The organism is Gemmatimonadaceae bacterium, from assembly GCA_020851035.1.
GTDB lineage: Bacteria > Gemmatimonadota > Gemmatimonadetes > Gemmatimonadales > Gemmatimonadaceae > JACMLX01.
Window position 1 is genome coordinate 162921 of sequence record JADZDM010000005.1, and the last position, 16071, is coordinate 178991.

At 70.0% G+C, this 16071-nt stretch carries 13 protein-coding genes; all 13 read right to left on the reverse strand.

What is annotated here, in order from left to right:
• Positions 1-89: 89 nt before the first annotated feature.
• The gene (gene fahA / locus IT355_04460; protein MCC7052495.1) at positions 90-1403 is read right to left on the reverse strand and encodes a fumarylacetoacetase; all 1314 of its coding nucleotides are present in this window, start codon (positions 1401-1403) and stop codon (positions 90-92) included.
• Positions 1396-2454: a hypothetical protein gene (locus IT355_04465; GenBank protein ID MCC7052496.1), complete on the reverse strand. Its 1059-nt coding sequence runs from the start codon at positions 2452-2454 to the stop codon at positions 1396-1398. The genes fahA and IT355_04465 overlap by 8 nt, the downstream gene beginning before the upstream one ends.
• A gap of 20 nt (positions 2455-2474) precedes the next feature.
• The gene (locus IT355_04470) at positions 2475-2957 is read right to left on the reverse strand and encodes a hypothetical protein (protein ID MCC7052497.1); all 483 of its coding nucleotides are present in this window, start codon (positions 2955-2957) and stop codon (positions 2475-2477) included.
• 134 nt (positions 2958-3091) lie between these two features.
• The gene (gene mutS, locus IT355_04475) at positions 3092-5668 is read right to left on the reverse strand and encodes a DNA mismatch repair protein MutS (GenBank protein ID MCC7052498.1); all 2577 of its coding nucleotides are present in this window, start codon (positions 5666-5668) and stop codon (positions 3092-3094) included.
• 20 nt (positions 5669-5688) lie between these two features.
• Positions 5689-6966 carry an SPOR domain-containing protein gene (locus IT355_04480; protein ID MCC7052499.1) on the reverse strand — a complete coding sequence of 426 codons (1278 nt, stop codon included), beginning with the start codon at positions 6964-6966 and terminating at the stop codon, positions 5689-5691.
• A gap of 19 nt (positions 6967-6985) precedes the next feature.
• Positions 6986-8041 (reverse strand): DNA polymerase III subunit delta, encoded by a 1056-nt coding sequence (gene holA / locus IT355_04485; GenBank protein MCC7052500.1) that lies wholly within the window; start codon positions 8039-8041, stop codon positions 6986-6988.
• 55 nt (positions 8042-8096) lie between these two features.
• Positions 8097-8795: a zf-HC2 domain-containing protein gene (locus IT355_04490; protein ID MCC7052501.1), complete on the reverse strand. Its 699-nt coding sequence runs from the start codon at positions 8793-8795 to the stop codon at positions 8097-8099.
• Between the two features lie 135 nt (positions 8796-8930).
• On the reverse strand, positions 8931-9599 hold the full coding sequence (locus IT355_04495; protein MCC7052502.1) for a sigma-70 family RNA polymerase sigma factor: 669 nt from the start codon (positions 9597-9599) through the stop codon (positions 8931-8933).
• 627 nt (positions 9600-10226) lie between these two features.
• Complete coding sequence (locus IT355_04500; GenBank protein ID MCC7052503.1) at positions 10227-10781, reverse strand: NUDIX hydrolase; 555 nt, start codon at positions 10779-10781, stop codon at positions 10227-10229.
• Positions 10782-10793: 12 nt separating this feature from the next.
• Positions 10794-12170, reverse strand: a complete 1377-nt coding sequence (locus IT355_04505; GenBank protein MCC7052504.1) for an insulinase family protein — start codon at positions 12168-12170, stop codon at positions 10794-10796.
• Positions 12167-13465, reverse strand: coding sequence for an insulinase family protein (locus IT355_04510; protein MCC7052505.1), 1299 nt, complete (start codon positions 13463-13465; stop codon positions 12167-12169). Before IT355_04510 ends, IT355_04505 begins: the two co-directional genes overlap by 4 nt.
• Before the next feature lie 144 nt (positions 13466-13609).
• Complete coding sequence (locus tag IT355_04515) at positions 13610-14200, reverse strand: outer membrane beta-barrel protein (GenBank protein ID MCC7052506.1); 591 nt, start codon at positions 14198-14200, stop codon at positions 13610-13612.
• Positions 14201-14689: 489 nt separating this feature from the next.
• The gene (locus tag IT355_04520; GenBank protein ID MCC7052507.1) at positions 14690-15898 is read right to left on the reverse strand and encodes a mannose-1-phosphate guanylyltransferase; all 1209 of its coding nucleotides are present in this window, start codon (positions 15896-15898) and stop codon (positions 14690-14692) included.
• Between the last annotated feature and the right edge of the window lie 173 nt (positions 15899-16071).

Here is a 16071-nt window from a genome sequence, read left to right on the forward strand (position 1 = left end):
CCATCGCCGGTCGCACCAAAGGTTCGATTCAGGGAAGGACAAATATGCGCATTGACGACCGCACGCCCACCACGTCTCCGGAGCACAGATCAGCAAGAAGTGACGAGACCGCTGCACGTGCCGAATCCGATCCGGCGCTGACCCGGGGCCTCGCACCACCCGGCCAACTCGACCAGGTCCTCATCCTCAAGGAACGCGCGCGTCTCACCAGATGGGAGAACCAGCGGCTCGGACCCGCGCCACGTCAGCTCGAGCAGGCACCCGCGCTCTCCCTTCGTGGGCCCACTCACCGTCCCGCTCGCCAGCAGGTCGCCGGGGCGCATGTTGCACCCCCCCATGGCGTGGTGCGTGAGCAGTTGTGCGAGGGTCCAGTACATGTGTGTGAAACTGGTGCGGCTCACTGCCACCGGCGCCTCACCGCGCGCCCGCATCGCCGCCGTCTGCAGCCGCACCTCGAGCGTGATGTCCACACCGCCAGCCACCTCGTTCGCCGCGCTGGTCAGGTACGGCAGCGGCGCGGGATCACCCGCCGCGCGCGCGAACGCCGGCGCCCGGAACGGCGCCAGCGCGTCCAGCGTCACCACCCACGGGCTCACGGTCGTCGCGAAGTTCTTCGCCAGGAAGGGACCCAGCGGCTGGTACTCCCAGCTCTGCACGTCCCGCGCACTCCAGTCGTTCACCAGCGCCACACCGAACAGGTGCTCCTCGGCGCTTTCCAGCGCGATGGTCTCACCCATCGCTGACCCCTTCCCGATGAACACCCCGACCTCGCACTCGTAGTCCAGGCTCCGCGACGGACCCACCGTCGGCTCCGCATCGGTCGGACCCTTCCGCTGCCCCGCCGGCCGGATCACCGGTGTGCCGCTCGGTACGATCGAACTCGCCCGGCCGTGGTACCCGATCGGCACGTACTTGTAGTTCGGCAGCAGCGCGTTGTCGGGCCGGAACATGCTGCCCACGTTGGTGGCGTGGTACACACTGGCGTAGAAGTCCGTGTAGTCGCCGACCTGCGCCGGCATCAGCATGTCCACGTCGGCCATCGGGATCAGCGCCCCCGACAACTCGTGCTGCGCCACGCCGTTCGACAGGTCCAGCGCATTCGCGATCGACTCGCGCAGCACCGCCACCTGCCGCCGGCCCAGCGCCATCAGTGCATTCAGCGACGGCGTGTCACAGGCGACGATGGCCTCGTCGTTGCCGGCGAAGTGACCCGTGGACCGCGCCGCCGCATCCGTCACGTCCAGCACCATGTCACCGATCGCCACGCCCACCCGCGCGCGCTCGGTGGACCCGCGCCGCCGGAACACGCCGAACGGCAGGTTCTGGATCGGGAAGTCCGTCGCCGGATCATTCGCGCCGTGGACCCAGCTCAGTCGCGCCGGATCGTGCGTTGCGTCAGTCATCGCTGTCTGTTCCATTGTGTGCCGTTGCGCCCGGCAGCCCCAGTGCCGTCAGCTCGTCCACCGGTTCGCGGAACGAGCAGGAGCCGAAGGCCACCAGCGCCTCGCGACGCGTTCGTGCCAGCTGCACCGCGTCCAGCGTCATGAGCACCGCGTCGCCGCGCGCGATCAGGATCTCTGCCCCCGTGAACTCCACGCTCACACCGCCGTTCAAGGGGACGGGGATCTTGAACGCTCCCGCCTCACCCCCGTTCAAGATCCCCGTCCCCTTGAACGCCGCCCCCGTCACACCATCACCACCCACCAGCAACACCCCTTCCGCCACTGCGTCATCCCCGCCCGCCGCGATCACTGCGGCGCACAGGAACAGGTTCAGGTAGCCGTACATCACCCCCCGCGGCGCTTCCGGCGCATAGGTCAGCCGGTACTCCGCCCGGAGCGGATGATGCAGCCCCGCCGTCGCCTTCGCGGTCACGCCCGTCTCGTGGCAGCGGCGCAGGAACCGCACGATCTCGGCCGGCGCCGGAAAGGCGTCCGGTGTCACCCCGCCGGTGCGGAGCTTGGCCCGCGCACGGGCCGATTGCACGGCCAGCAGCAGCGGCAACGGATCGTCGCGGTGCGGCAGCTCGCAGTAGAGCGTCACGTCATCCGGCATCGACGCGGCCATCGCCAGCACGGTGTCGGGATCCGCGGTGCGTCCCTCCGCCACGTCGATGCGCACGCCGTGGGGTGCGCGGTGGTCGAAGGCTTCGATCGCCGCCGTCTCTGCCGCGAACCCGCCGGTGAGGAGGACGCTCAGCCGCGCGCCGTGCCAGGCATCACGTTCCGGCTGTGTGAGCGCGGCGATCGCCGACTCCAGTTCGTCGAGCCGGGTGGCCGGAACGACGAACCGGCCCAGCATCCAGGTCTGCGGGCCGGCGCGATAGGCGGCGTAGTTCGCCACTGCCGAGTGCATGTCGAGCGATGCCGGCGGAAAGAGGCCGGCGTAGTCCACCACCTCCGCCAGCAGGGCGCGCAGGGCCGCTGCCGGCGCGGCGTGCCGCGTTGCTTTCACCCCACCAGCAGCCCCACCACTCACACCGCGTCCGGGCGCACCTGGCGATACGCATCCGCCGCCTGGCGCAGCGCCAGCAGCGCCGACGCCTCGAGCTCGAAGTCCAGCGCCAGCTCGCCGAAGCGGCCGGCATCCGGGGCGGAGAGGTCCTTCGCCGCCGCATCCGTGCCGCTGTGGCGGCGCGCGAACTCGCGCGCGGCCATCCACACCGCGTTCGCCTTGCGCCACCAGGCTTCGTCGGCACCGTCCACCTTCACGTTCGCCGATGACTTCTCGTACGACTCCAGCATCGAGGCGAGGGCGTCGATCGCGTGGCGGGCCGCGCTCTGGGTCACGCGCTTCTCCGTCTGCGCGCAACTCAGCGCGCCGAGGTGTGCACAGCGATCCTGCTGGCGGATGCACTCCGTCGCGATGCGGAACAGGCCGTCGGCCTTCGCACGCAACAGGTCGACCGTCGTCACGTTCGGGTCGATGATCGGGTTTTCCAGCGTGGGCTTCAACATGGGTGGGCCTGGTCGTGGTGGATGTCCCGGCGACGGTGAAATGTCGACAGACTGCGAAATGTACGCAGGCGTCTCCACGCAACACACTCTCGACCCGCTCGCTGTCCCACCGGCCGCACACGCGGGTGCCCCGGTCAGCCCTGCCTTGCCTGCGCCGCCAGGTCTGCCAGCTGCGCGATCGCCTCGATCGGCGTGAGCTGGTTCACGTCGATCGCCCGCAGCGCAGCCACCAGCGGATGCTGCTCGACCACCGCCGGCAGGAAGAGTTCGACCTGCTCGGAATCGCGTGCCGGCTTCGCGCCCGGCCGCCGGGTGGGCTGCTCCGATTCCAGCGAGGCCAGCACTTCCTTCGCACGCTTGAGCACCGACGCCGGCAGTCCCGCCAGGCGCCCCACCTCGATGCCGTAGCTGCGGCTCGCGCCACCGGGTTTGAGGCGGTGCAGGAAGAGCACGTCGTCACCGACCTCGCGCACGTCCACCGTCCAGTTGCGCGCGGCGGCCAGTGTGTCGGCCAGCTGCGTGAGCTCGTGGTAGTGCGTCGCGAACACCGCCTTGCACCCGGTGCGGTCGTGCAGGTGCTCCGTCACGCTCCACGCGATGCTCACACCATCGAAGGTGCTGGTGCCGCGCCCGATCTCGTCCAGCAGCACCAGGCTCCGTGCCGTGGCGGTGTGCAGGATGGCACTCGTCTCGCTCATCTCCACCATGAACGTCGACTGGCCGCGCGCGAGGTTGTCGCTCGCACCCACGCGCGTGAAGATCCGGTCCACGATGCCCTGCGTCACCGACTTCGCCGGCACGAAGCTCCCCACCTGCGCCAGCAGCGCGATGAGCCCGATCTGGCGCAGTGTGGTGCTCTTGCCGGCCATGTTCGGGCCGGTCAGCACGATCAGCCGTGCATCCTCGGTGAGCGTCACGTCGTTCGGGATGAACTGGTCGCGCGGCATCATCCGCTCCACCACGGGGTGCCGGCCGCCATCCACCACCAGCTCGAAGCCGTCGGTCATCACCGGTCGCACGTACCCCTCGCGCGCCGCCACGTCGGCGAACGCCGCCAGCACGTCCAGCTCCGCGATGCGCCGCGCGATCCCCTGCAGCCGCGCGGTGTCGCGCGCCACGTCGCTGCGCAGTGCCTCGAAGCGCTCACGCTCGCGCACGTCGATCCGCTCGGCCGCCGTCAGCACCCGCTCCTCGAACTCCTTCAGGGCCGGCGTGATGTAGCGCTCACCACCCGTCAGCGTCTGGCGGCGCTGGTAGTCAGCCGGCACCGCGCCGCGGTTCGCGTTGCTGATCTCGATGTAGTAGCCGAACACCTTGTTGTAGCCGACCTTCAGCGACGCGATCCCCGTGCGCGCGCGCTCCTCGGCCTGCAGCGACGCGATCTGGTCACGGCCGCCGTCGCGCAGCTCCCGCAGCGCGTCCAGCTCACCGTCCACGCCAGCGGCGATCGTCGGCTCGTCACCGACCTGCAGCGGCGGACGCTCCACCAGTTCGGCGCGGATGCGGTGTGCGATGTCGGCGGCGTCATCCCAGCCATCCAGCACCGCCGACACGCGGCCGGCGTCGGCGCCCGGCAGCAGTCCGTCACGCAGCATCCGCTCCAGCGCCTCGCGCACCTGCGGCAGCCGGTGCAGCGAGTCTCCCAGCGCCCGCACCTCGCGCGGCGTCGCCCGTGACGCGGCCACCTTGCCCGCCAGGCGTTCCACGTCGCGCACGCCGTCCAGTGCATCCCGCAGCGACGCCCGCCCCACGCCATCCCCCGCGAACAGGCTCACCGCGTCGTGCCGGGCCTCGATCGCGGCTCGCGAGGTGAGCGGGGCCAGCAGCCACTGGCGCAGCAGGCGGGCACCCATCGGCGTCTGGGTCGCATCCAGGACCTCCAGCACCGTCCCCTCGGTCCCGCCGCCACGCAGGCTCTCGACGAGCTCGAGGTTGCGGCGCGTCATCTCGTCCAGCGGCATCACGCCATCGGCCGCATCCATCACGGGCCGCATCAGGTGCGGCACCCCTGCCGGCTGCAGCTCGCGCAAGTAACGCAGCAGCGCGCCGGCCGCCGCCAGTGCGGGTGTGGACGAGGGGCCGAGCGCGAATCCTTCCAGCGAGTGCACGCCGAAGCGGCGCGTCAGCTCCTCGGTGGCCCATGCGGCGTCGAACGTCCACGGCTCGCGGTGCGTGAGCATCACGCCGTCCATCGGCGTGGCGTGGGCGTCCGCCACCACCACCTCGCGCGGCGAGAGGCGCCCCAGCAGCGCTGGCATCTCCGCCTCGCTGCGCACGGCCAGGCGGAACTCACCGGTGCTGAGGTCGATCGCCGCCACGCCGTGCTGGGCACCATCCCGCAGCACCGCGCAGAGGAAGTTGTTCCGCCCCGTGTCCAGCAGGTCGTCGGCGAACACGGCGCCCGGCGTGATGGTCTCCACCACCTCACGCTTCACGATCCCCTTGGCGAGCTTCGGGTCTTCCACCTGCTCGCAGATGGCGACGCGGAACCCTTGCTGCACCAGCCGGCGCACGTATTCGGCGGCCGCGCGCACCGGCACGCCGGCCAGCGGCACCTCGTTCGCACCACCGTTGTTGCGCGACGTGAGGGTCAGGCCGAGTGCCCGCGCACCCGTCTGGGCGTCCTCGTAGAACATCTCGTAGAAGTCGCCCATCCGGAACAGGAGGATCGCGTCCTGGTGGCGCGCCTTCACGTCCCGGTACTGCGTCATCAGGGGTGTCGCGGCACCACTCACGGTCGTGCGGGTGCGAGTGGCACGGCGATCGCCGCCTGTCCCGGCCGGCGCCAGAGTGCTGCCGCTGCTTCCGCCTCAGCCAGCGTGGTATACCGGCCGGCGCGCACGCGGAACGGCGCGCGCGTGCCTTCCACGCGCGCCGCGATCCCCCGTCCGCGCAGCACCGTCGCGAACCGGTCGGCGCCGGGACGGTCGTTGTACGCCGCGAACTGCACCGCGAATCGCGTGCTGGTCCCGGGCCCGACCTTGTCGCCGCCGGAGACGGAGCTGGCGGAGTTCGCAGGTGCAGGAGGCGGCTCCGGTACGGCAGGCGTCCTGACCGGCATGACGCTGTCGCGACGTGGCTTGGGTGCCGGAGGGGTCGTTTCGCGCGGCGCAGCAGGATGACTCTGTGTCACCGTCGTCGCGCGACTCGGAGTCGCGGGCGCAGACTGACTCTGTGTCGCCGCCGTCGCCCGACTCGGAGTCGCGGGCGCGGATTGAATCTGTGACACAGCGGTCGCCCGACTCGGAGTCACGGGCGCGGATTGACTCTGTGTCACCGTCGTCGCCCGACTCGGAGTCGCGGGCGCGGACGGACTCCGCGTCGCGGCTGGCGCCGGACGGGTGGCCGCACGCGCGACCACAGCGGGCGGTGTCGCAGTCGTCTCGCGCGGCGCACGCGCCACGCCCATCGGCGCCGGATCCCGCGCCGCCATCACCTCCACGGCCACCGGACACCGCGCGCCGGCGGTCACCGCCTGGTCACGCACGTCGCGCTCCAGGTTCGTGGCCGACGCGTACGCTGCGGCGAGCAGCTCGCACCCGCGCGCCGGGTCGTTCATGTCCATGCGGATCCGGCCGGCGAGCAGGCTCGCGCGCGAACGGCCCGGCGCATCGCCATGATCGCGCAGGAACCGTTCGAGGTGACGCATCGCGCCGGCGCGGTTGTTCCGCGCACTCTCGAGCACTGCCAGCCGCATCAGTGCATCCGGCACGCGCGCCGCAAACCGGTGCTCGGTCACGATCAGTCCGTAGTCACGTTCCGCGTCGGCTGCGCTGGCGGCGATCGATGCCTTGGCGAACAGCGCCTCCGGCATCACCGGCGACGCGGCGGGCAGCGCCTTCACCAGCGAATCAGCCAGGAGGCGCGCCGCCGCCACGTCGCCCGACGTGAGCCGCTTCACGCGCGCCAGCGATTCCGTCGCGCGCGCGATCGCGAGCGAGTCGGCGTTCTGCGCGCCGAGCGACGCCGCCGCAGGCACGCTGAGCGCCATCGCGGCGACGACCCGCATCAGCCCGGCCCGACACCCCTCAGCCACGGGCGGCCCGTGTCGGCGCGCACAGCTCCAGTACGAGCGAGCAGATGACCTGCTCGTCGCTCGAGCTGCGTGTGTCCTTCAGCCGCTCGTCCGCACGCAGGATCGCCCGCAGCCCCGCCTCTGCCTCCGCCACGCTCCACAACGGCACGTGCCTGGTCCAGCACTTAGTGGCCTCACCCCACGGACGGCCGGGAAACGCCCCGGTGCGCTTCAGCAGGTCGAAGTAGTCCTTCGCCAGCCGATTGAGCGGCACCCCTTTCGCCCGCTGCGCGGCGCCCCACCCAAGCGCGGCGGTCTGCGTGGCCAGCGCCATCGCGAACCCCACCGCGCTCGTTTTCGGCAGGCCGAGCACGGGGCCGACGAGTGCCAGCGCCTTCGTCGTGTCGCGGGCGGCGACGGCATCCAGCAGGTCGCTCTGCGTCTCGCCGTGGCGCACACCCACGACGGCCTCGATCACCGCATCGTCGATCGTGCCGCCACGGGTGAAGCTGGCCGCCTTGTCGAGCTCCATCATCAGCGAGCCGGCGTCGTCGCCCACGGCACCCTGCAGCAGCTGCGCCGCCGACTCGGTGATCGTGGCACCGAAGCGGTCGGCGGTCTGGCGGATGATCCACCGGGTCAGCTCGTCGCCGCTGACCGCGTCCACCTGCAGCGAGAAGCAGCGGTTGACCAGTGCCGCATCGGGCTTGGTGCCGGAGGGGACGGTGAGTGCGAGCACCACGTCGGGGGCGGGTTTGGCGAGGTAGCGATCGAGCGCCGCCTTCGCCCCCTTCTTCATCGCACTGACGTCGCGGATCACCACCACCCGGCGGTCGGCCATCATCGGCGGCGTGCCCAGCATCGTGCCCACGGCGTCGGCATCCAGGTCAGCGCCACGGAGCTGGTCCAGGTTGAAGTCCCGTGAGGCATCGTCCACCGCGCCGCGCAGCAGCTCACGCAACGCCGCGTCCTTCCGCCACTCGTCGTCACCCCAGAAGAGGTACGCGGGCGCGAACGTGCGTTCCTTGATCTGCGTCATGAACTGCCGGGTGGTTGCTTTCGACGCCATCCGTCGAATATAGCCCACCGTCGGTGACCCACCGGAGACCGGGGGCCGCGACGAACTACCGCTGAATCTGCGTCGCGCCGACGGTGATCACGTCACCGAATTCCATCGCGGCGAAGCGGTTCGCGGCGTGCGCCGCCATCTGCGCGGTCGGCCAGAGCGGCGCCGTGGCTGCGAGCGAGGTGGCCGACGGATCACCCATGTCGGCGCCATCCATCATGGGGTCGTCCGAGACGGGCAGGAGTGCCCCTCCCACCTGGCGCAGCGGCCGCACCACCACGATCTCGTTCCCACCGCCCGGCGACGACATGGCTGAGGCCGGAAGGGCGAATCCGCTGGCGTTGATGAACGACGCGGTGTCCATGGCCGTGATCGAGGCCACGCCATCACCATTCCGCGCCATCGCCGTGCGCAGCGCCGCCGATCCGCCCAGGAGCAGCGTCACCACCGCGGCCCGCCGCACCCACGTCGCCCCGCCTGCCAGCATCGGCGACCGCTCGGCATGCGATGGCGCGTGGTGCGCGATCCGCTGCCGGCGCTCCTCCGCGATCCGCGCGTGCAGGCGGGCCGAGAAGTCGGCCGAGACCTCGATCTGCGGGGCGTTGCGGGCCACGAGCAGGGCGCGCCGGGCCAGGGTGTCGAACCGGGCACAGGGGGGACAGTCGCCAACGTGCCTGGCAAGCCTGTCACTTTCCCGGGGGTCGAGCACGTCGTCGGCCCAGTCACCGTGCAGCTGTCGGAACTCGCGGCAATCCATAAGTGACCGACGATACCCACAGGGGCCCCACCAGTTCCAGAGGGGGCGCGACATTCGTTTGCACGAATCGCCCCTGGAGCAGCCGGCTCCAGGGGCGATCGGGTTTGGCAGGCCGGGCCGTGGGGCCCGCCAGGGTCAGCGCAGCGAGGGTGAGATCCGCTCGGCGAAGCTGGCGCGGGCACGGTTCAGGCGGGACTTCACGGTGCCCAGGTTCACCCCGGTGATCTCCGCGATCTCCTCGTAGCTCTTCCCCTCCAGCTCACGAAGCACGAAGACCTCGCGGTGATGCGCGGGCAACGTCCCCACCACTTCCTCCACCACTTCCTGCAGGTAGCGCTTGTGGTAGGCGTCGTCCGGGCGTGCCGCGGTGTCCTCGAAGTCGAGCGGGCGTTCCTCGTCATCCGAGAACTTGTCGCGCACCGACTGGAACAGCACCAGCGGGTTCCGCGAGCGGTTGCGGAGCTCGTTCTTCGCCAGGTTCGAGGCGATGGTGTAGATCCAGGTGCTGAACTTCTTCGAGGCGTCGAAGCGGTGGAGATGGCGGTAGACGCGGATGAAGACTTCCTGCACCAGGTCTTCCGCCTTCTCGCGATCACCGATGGTCCGGTAGATGAAGTTCAGGAGCCGGGTCTGGTAACGTTCCACCAGCAGCTCGAACGCCATCTCCTCGCCCGCCAGGAAGGCGGCAACCACGTCGGCATCCTCGGCCGCCCGCAGCCGTTCGCGGCGCGTGGGAGCCGGCGCAACAGGCGCCACCGGCTGCGTGTGCAGCGAGAGGACTGTGTTACGAGCGAGCTCTGCCATGTGATTCTCCCGGCTTGAATGCCTCACCGACCCGTGCGGTCACGTCCGACCGATCGTCCGATGTTCCCTGAGCAATACGGCAGGGCGCGTGCCGTGGATTCGTCCCATGCCCACTGCTTCGTAACCGTAGACACCTGAACGGTTTACGCCCCCTACGCTGATCCGCGGCTTTCTGCGCGTCCTGAAATCAGGACAGACAGTCGGCCAAGTTGACCTGACAATAGGACAGGCAGCGGACTCTGCAATTTTGGGTTGGCAGACAGGGCAATTCTGCTGGTGAAGAATGCATGCTGTCTCTGCGGGTCCTGCGCTCGCGGACTCGGGAGGGCCGGTGGCTTTGGAGGATGCTGGTTCCCGCGGAGCCACGGAGTGCACGGAGGCCACGGAGAAACTGCTTGGGAGGAACTGCGCGCGCGAGGCAGCGTCCGCACCCGCGCGCGCAGTTCCTCCAAGAAGCTGTTGTCCTTCTCCGTGGCCTCCGTGCACTCCGTGGCTCCGTGAGAACCGCGATGCCCCAGCCCACACAAGCACCCGCGCACGCGCACCGTTTGCACTCCGAACCCGAAGACGACGCTACGGAAACGCCCCACCGAAGCGAGACACGTCCGGCTCCACGACCCATCGCCATCACGCGCCCGCCCGGAACCCCGCCGCGAAGAGAATGCCGAGCACCGTCTTGGCGTCGTTGATCTGCCCGTCCTTCACCATGTCGAGTGCACGTGTCAGTGGCATCACTTCCACGCTGATGAACTCGTCCGCCTCGGTGGCCGACGCCCCGCGCGTCAGGTCGAAGGCGAGGAAGAGGTGGATTTTCTCGTCGGTGAACCCGGGCGTCGTGTACATGGTGTGCATGTGCTGCAGGTGCGCCGCCGTGCACCCCGTCTCTTCCTGCAGTTCACGCCGCGCGCACTCGAGTGGCGGCTCCCCAGGTTCCAGCCGGCCGGCGGGGATCTCGTACAGGTACTGCAGCGCCGCGTACCGGTACTGCCTGATCAGCAGGATCTGCGGATCCGGGCCGGCCGGATCGCTGAGGAACGGCACGATCGCGCTCGCACCGGGATGACGCACCATCTCCAGCTCGCCCGTCGATCCGTCGGGAAAGCGCACGGTGTCGATGTCGAGGCTGATCACGCGCCCTTCGTACGCGCGGCGCGTGGAAAGCTGCCCTGGTTCGATCTGCATCGTCGGTTCCGCTCAGGTGGCCAGGGTGTCGACCGCGTCCGTCACCGTCACCGCACCCAGGCCAAGCGCGGCCAGCGGTGCCGAGATCGCATCGGGATCACCGACCGCCACGACCTGCAGCTTCGACGGGTCCAGGTGGGCCTGCGCCACGCGGAGGATGTCGTCCGCCGTCACGGCGCGGATGTTCGCGCGATAGGTGTCGTAGTAGTCGTCCGGCAGCCCGAAGATGGCGAGCGACGCGAGCGCGGACGCGATCGCCCGTGTCGTCTCGAACCGGATCGGGAACACGCCATCGAGGTAGCTCCGGGCCAGCGACAGCTCGCTGTCGCTCACGGGTTCCGTACGGATCCGATCGAACTCCGTCATGATCTCGCCGATCGCGGCCGCCGTCACGTCGCTCTGCACCGCCGCGTCCATCGAGAACGGGCCGGCACCGCGCCGCCAGTCCACGCCGCTGTGCGCGCCGTAGGTGTACGCGTGCTCCTCACGGAGGTTCAGGTTCAGCCGGCTGGAGAAGAGCCCGCCGAGGATCGCGTTGCACATCACCAGCGGGAAGTAGTCCGGCGTGAGGCGCGGCGGGCCCACGTGGCCCACGCGCAGCTCCGTCTGCGGCGCGTCGGCCTTGCGCACGATGTGCACGCCGCGCGGGACGTCCTGCACCGCATCGGGCGCGGCATACGGCGCCGGCACGGCACCGACCCAGTCACCGAGCACGCGCGACACCATCGCGAACCCATCCTCGGCCGCCACGTCACCCACCACCACCACCGTCGTCACGTGCGGCGAGTAGCGCGCCGCGTAGAACGCGCGCACCTGCTCGATCGTCAGCGCCTGCACGCTGACGTCGGTGCCACCATCCGGACGCGCATACCTGGCCTCGGGCGCATAGATCGCCCGCGCCAGCGCCTCGTCGGCCAGCGCACGCGGTTCGCTGCGCAGCTGCATCAACTCGGCCATGCGCTCGGTGCGCAGGCGCTGGAACTCGTCGGCTGACAGGGTCGGCTCGGTGAGCACGCGAGCCAGCAGGCCGAGGGCATCCGTGAGGCGCGACGACAGCGTCGTCAGCTTCACCACGCTCGAGTCCCAGTCGGCACCGGAATCCAGCGTGCTGCCCATCGACTCCACCAGCTCCGTGAGGTCGGCACCGCTGAGGGCACCCGTGCCCTCGCTGAGCAGGCTCGCCGTGAGCTGCGCGATGCCCTCCTGCCCCGCCGGGTCGGCGATCGAGCCGGCATCCACCAGCGCCAGGACCGTCACCAGCGGCAGTTTCGTGACCGGTGCCACCACCACGCGCAGGCCGTTCGGCAGCACGCGGGAGAAGAACGCGGGGAAAGTGTACGCCCGCGGCGCACCGGGGGTCGGGCGCACCGACAGGTCGGTAATGCTCATGCGGCCTCCTCGTCGTCGGCGTTCGCGGGGTTCTCGCGCGGCACGTAGAGCAGCGTCGCGCGGTTCGTGTCCCGGCACCATTCCCGGACGAAGGCCGTCACCTCTGCCGCCGTCACCCGCTGGTAGCGCGCCGGCTGCGTGTTCACGCGCGCGGGGTCGCCGAAGTAGGTGGCGAAGCGCGACAGCGTGTCGGCGCGGTCGGAAGCACTCTGCAGCGACGAGACGAAGTCCGTCTCGATCAGTGCCAGCGCGCGGTCCAGCTCCGGCTGCGTCACCCCGTCCAGTGCCACCGCATCCAGTTCGTCGTGCACCGCCTGCTCGATGCGCGCGGCGGTGATGCCCGCGTTGGCGGTGGCGTCCACCACCAGCAGGTCGGCGCCCTTGGTGAGGTCGAACGTGTAGGCACTCGTGTCCGAGGCCACCTGCAGCTCGCGCACCAGGCGCCGGTACAGCCGGCTGCCCTTGCGCATGCCAAGGATCGCGCTGGCCACCGAGGCCGCGTACCACTCCTCCGCGCCGCACGGCGGGATCCGCATCGCCACCATCACGCGCGGGAGCTGCACGTCGTCCTCCACCACCTCGCGCAGCGCGGCACCGAAGCGCGGCGGCAGCGAGAAGTCGGGGCGTGCCGGCGGGGACGGGTTGCGTGGGATGTCGCCGAAGTACTGCCGCACCAGCGCGCGCGCCTCCCCAGGGTCGAAGTCACCGGCGATCGTCAGGACCGCGTTGTCGGGCGTATACCAGGTCGCGAAGAACTCCGCCACGTCGTCGAGCGAGGCCTCGCTGAGGTGCTCCATGGAGCCGATCAGCGAGTGGTGGTACGGGTGCGTGGAGGGGAACGCCAGCGCCGGCAGCTTCTCCCACCAGGTGCCGTACGGCTGGTTGTCCACGCTCCAGCGCCGCTCGTTCTTCACCACGTCGCGCTGCGTGTCGAGCTTCTGCTGCGTCATCGCGGGCAGCAGGCGACCCATCCGGTCTGCCTCCAGCCAGAGTGCGATCGCGAGCTGGTTGCTCGGCACCGTCTCGAAGTAGTTGGTGCGGTCGAGCCACGTCGATCCGTTGAGCGTGCCGCCGGCGCGCTGCACGAGCTCGAAGTGCTCGTTCGCCGCCACGTTCGCCGAGCCCTGGAAGAGCATGTGCTCGAACAGGTGTGCAAACCCGGTGCGTCCCTCCCGCTCGTTGGCACTGCCCACGTGGTACCATAGGTTCACCGCCACCAGCGGTGCGACGTGATCCTCGGAATACGTCACGCGCAGCCCGTTGGGCAGCGTCTCGGTCTCGATCGGTATCTGCATAGGATGCAAAGATACCGCCCCGCGACACCGAAGTGCCGCGGGGCGGTCCGTCCGCCTGACGCCGCGCAGCGCGTGTCAGGGGACGGTCACCAGTGACACCCCGCATGCCGAAGTGCATGCGGGGCCGGGGGGCCAGGGAACCTTTCAGTACCCTGGGTCGCGCGCCCACCCCGAGTTTCCACCGAGTGACAGACCAGCCCGCAACACGAAGGAGCCGCCGCTGGCGCGCGTGTCATCCGAGATGCGCCGCCCGGCCCGCAGGAACTGGTAGCCACCGCCGATGTTCAGCTGCATGCCCTTCGCGAGATAGATCAGCGACCCGATGCCGCCGCCCATCTGCGTCACGTTCGACGTGACCTCCGTGCCGGCCACCGTCTCGGCGCGCTCCAGCACACCGCCGCGTCCGTAGAGGTACGGCGTGAAGTTCGACGCCGCGAACGGCAGCGCGAGTCGCGGCTCGATGTAGAAGCCCGACAGCGTCGCATCGCTCTCGGTGCCGGTCACGCGGTGCCACGAGCGCTGGTAGCCGCCCGACACCGACAGGTTGCTGATGCCCATCGTGACCTGTGCCTCGGCACCGCGGCCATCATTCAGGTCGCCGAAGACGCTGCCACGCAGCGCCTGGTAGGTGGCGCCGCCCTCCACGGTGAACAACGGCGCCTGGCGCTGCTGCGCCAGTGCGGGCGCGGCGGTGGCACACATGGCGGCGGCGGCAATTGCGATACGACGGTACATGGGACGCTCCGGTTGAGTTCATCGCAGCACCGGCGCGACCCGTGCTGCGTGACCATCACCAGAGGCATGCGCCGTTCCGCCCGGAACGTTGCTCCTAAGTCATTGTCAGTGAACGACTTGACAATTCATGCCGTGCGGCCGTGTCCTTTTCTGCGGACAGGGACGTGTCATTTCCTGCGCGCTGCGCCGTGGTGGACTCGCCGACCGACAAGGTCGCTGCGAGAGAGGGGTTCAGGGTGCCGGGTGTCGCGAAGATTCGGGGGCGGGTGGAAGGCACTTCTTCCCACGGAGCCACGGAGCACACGAAGGCCACGGAGAACAGCAACGGCATTGTGTGAACTGCGCGCGCGGATGCGATCTCAGCTTCGCGCGCGCAGTTCCCCCAAAGCACTTCTCCGTGGCCTCCGTGTGCTCCGTGGCTCCGTGGGAACAGGTCACTCCCATTCCCCACCGACCACCCGGGTCCTGCACGAGCCCTCCGCTCCGTCGCTACAGCTCAGCCGTCGGGTTCCGGCGGAGCTCCCTGGGCAGGCCGTCGAACAGCGCATTGAGCTCCGCCGCCCGCTCCAGCGACGTGACGAACGTCACCCCCGGCAGGCTCACCACCAGCAGCGAGTTCACGCCATACACCACCACGCGACCCGACTCGGTGTGCACCACGTTCGACTCGGCATCCACCAGCAGCGCATCGCCGATCACGCCGTTCCCCGTGTCATCCAGCTCGCGCACGCGTCGCAGGCAGGCCCAGGTGCCCACGTCGTCCCAGCCGAAGGAGCAGGGCACGCAGATCAGCGTGTCGATCCGCTCCAGCAGCCCGCGCTCGATCGAGACCGATTGCACCATGCCGAAGAAGCGGTCCACCTTGCCGTTCGAGAGGTAGGCCAGGCCGTCTTCCAGTTCCTGCGTCGTCGCCTCGAGTGCCTCGAACACGGCGCCTGCCTGCCAGCAGTAGATGCCGGTGTTCCACATCGCCCCGTCGGCGATGAACTCCTCCGCCTGCAGCGGACCGGGCTTCTCGACGAAGCGCGCCACGCGACAGGCGCCTCCCTTGGCGAGCGGCAGTCCCGGTTCCAGCTCCTCGCCACCCAGCATGTAGCCGAACCCGGTGTCCGGGCGCGTCGGGCGCGCGCCGAGCGCCACCAGCGCACGCTCGTCACGTGCCGCATAGCCGGCGGCCCGGCGGATCGCGCGCCGGAATTCGTCGTCGAACTGCGCCGACAGGTCGGCATGCAGCGCGCAGAAGACGGTCTTCGGACCCACGCGGTTGATGATCTCCTGCGCCCCCCACGCCAGCGCGGCGGCCGTGCCCAGTGGACGCGGCTCGACCAGCATGTTCTTCGCCGGCAGCTCAGGGATCGCCGCCCGGATCGCGTCGGAGATGTCGGCGCTCGTGAGCACCAGCGTCCGCTCCGCCGGGATCAGCGGGTGCAGGCGGCGGAGCGTGTCGGCAATCAGCGGCCGGTCACCCACCAGCCGAAGCAGCGGCTTCGGTCGCTCCGGCGTGCTCAGTGGCCAGAACCGCGACCCGATGCCGCCGGCAAAGACCACAGCCCAGAGCGCGTCGTCCAGCGCCTGGTCGTCCTCCATCTCCGGCTGCTCGAGCGGCAGGAACCCGAGCGCCAGCTCGTCGAAGGTGGCACTCGACGTGCCCGGTGAGCCCGGCTGCCCGGGGAGGGACGAATTCGGCGTGTCAGCCATGGTGCGTCATCTGCCCTGCTCCTCGCGCGGGTCCGGACGTAGCCTGCCCGGGCGACCCCGCTGAGGTCGAACCCGTGCGAACGCCAATGAAAGCCGATCCGCGTCCGCCAAGCCAGTCAGGGAGCACCGCCGGCCCGCCACGGGGCCACCCGCCTCCAACGACACGGCGCCCG

Coding starts and splice junctions, on each gene's coding strand:
- fahA (MCC7052495.1), bottom strand. CDS start 1,403: ATGACTGACGCAACGCACGATCCGGCGCGACTGAGCTGGGTCCACGGC.
- IT355_04470 (MCC7052497.1), bottom strand. CDS start 2,957: ATGTTGAAGCCCACGCTGGAAAACCCGATCATCGACCCGAACGTGACG.
- mutS (MCC7052498.1), bottom strand. CDS start 5,668: ATGACGCAGTACCGGGACGTGAAGGCGCGCCACCAGGACGCGATCCTC.
- IT355_04480 (MCC7052499.1), bottom strand. CDS start 6,966: ATGCGGGTCGTCGCCGCGATGGCGCTCAGCGTGCCTGCGGCGGCGTCG.
- holA (MCC7052500.1), bottom strand. CDS start 8,041: ATGGCGTCGAAAGCAACCACCCGGCAGTTCATGACGCAGATCAAGGAA.
- IT355_04490 (MCC7052501.1), bottom strand. CDS start 8,795: ATGGATTGCCGCGAGTTCCGACAGCTGCACGGTGACTGGGCCGACGAC.
- IT355_04495 (MCC7052502.1), bottom strand. CDS start 9,599: ATGGCAGAGCTCGCTCGTAACACAGTCCTCTCGCTGCACACGCAGCCG.
- IT355_04500 (MCC7052503.1), bottom strand. CDS start 10,781: ATGCAGATCGAACCAGGGCAGCTTTCCACGCGCCGCGCGTACGAAGGG.
- IT355_04505 (MCC7052504.1), bottom strand. CDS start 12,170: ATGAGCATTACCGACCTGTCGGTGCGCCCGACCCCCGGTGCGCCGCGG.
- IT355_04510 (MCC7052505.1), bottom strand. CDS start 13,465: ATGCAGATACCGATCGAGACCGAGACGCTGCCCAACGGGCTGCGCGTG.
- IT355_04515 (MCC7052506.1), bottom strand. CDS start 14,200: ATGTACCGTCGTATCGCAATTGCCGCCGCCGCCATGTGTGCCACCGCC.
- IT355_04520 (MCC7052507.1), bottom strand. CDS start 15,898: ATGGCTGACACGCCGAATTCGTCCCTCCCCGGGCAGCCGGGCTCACCG.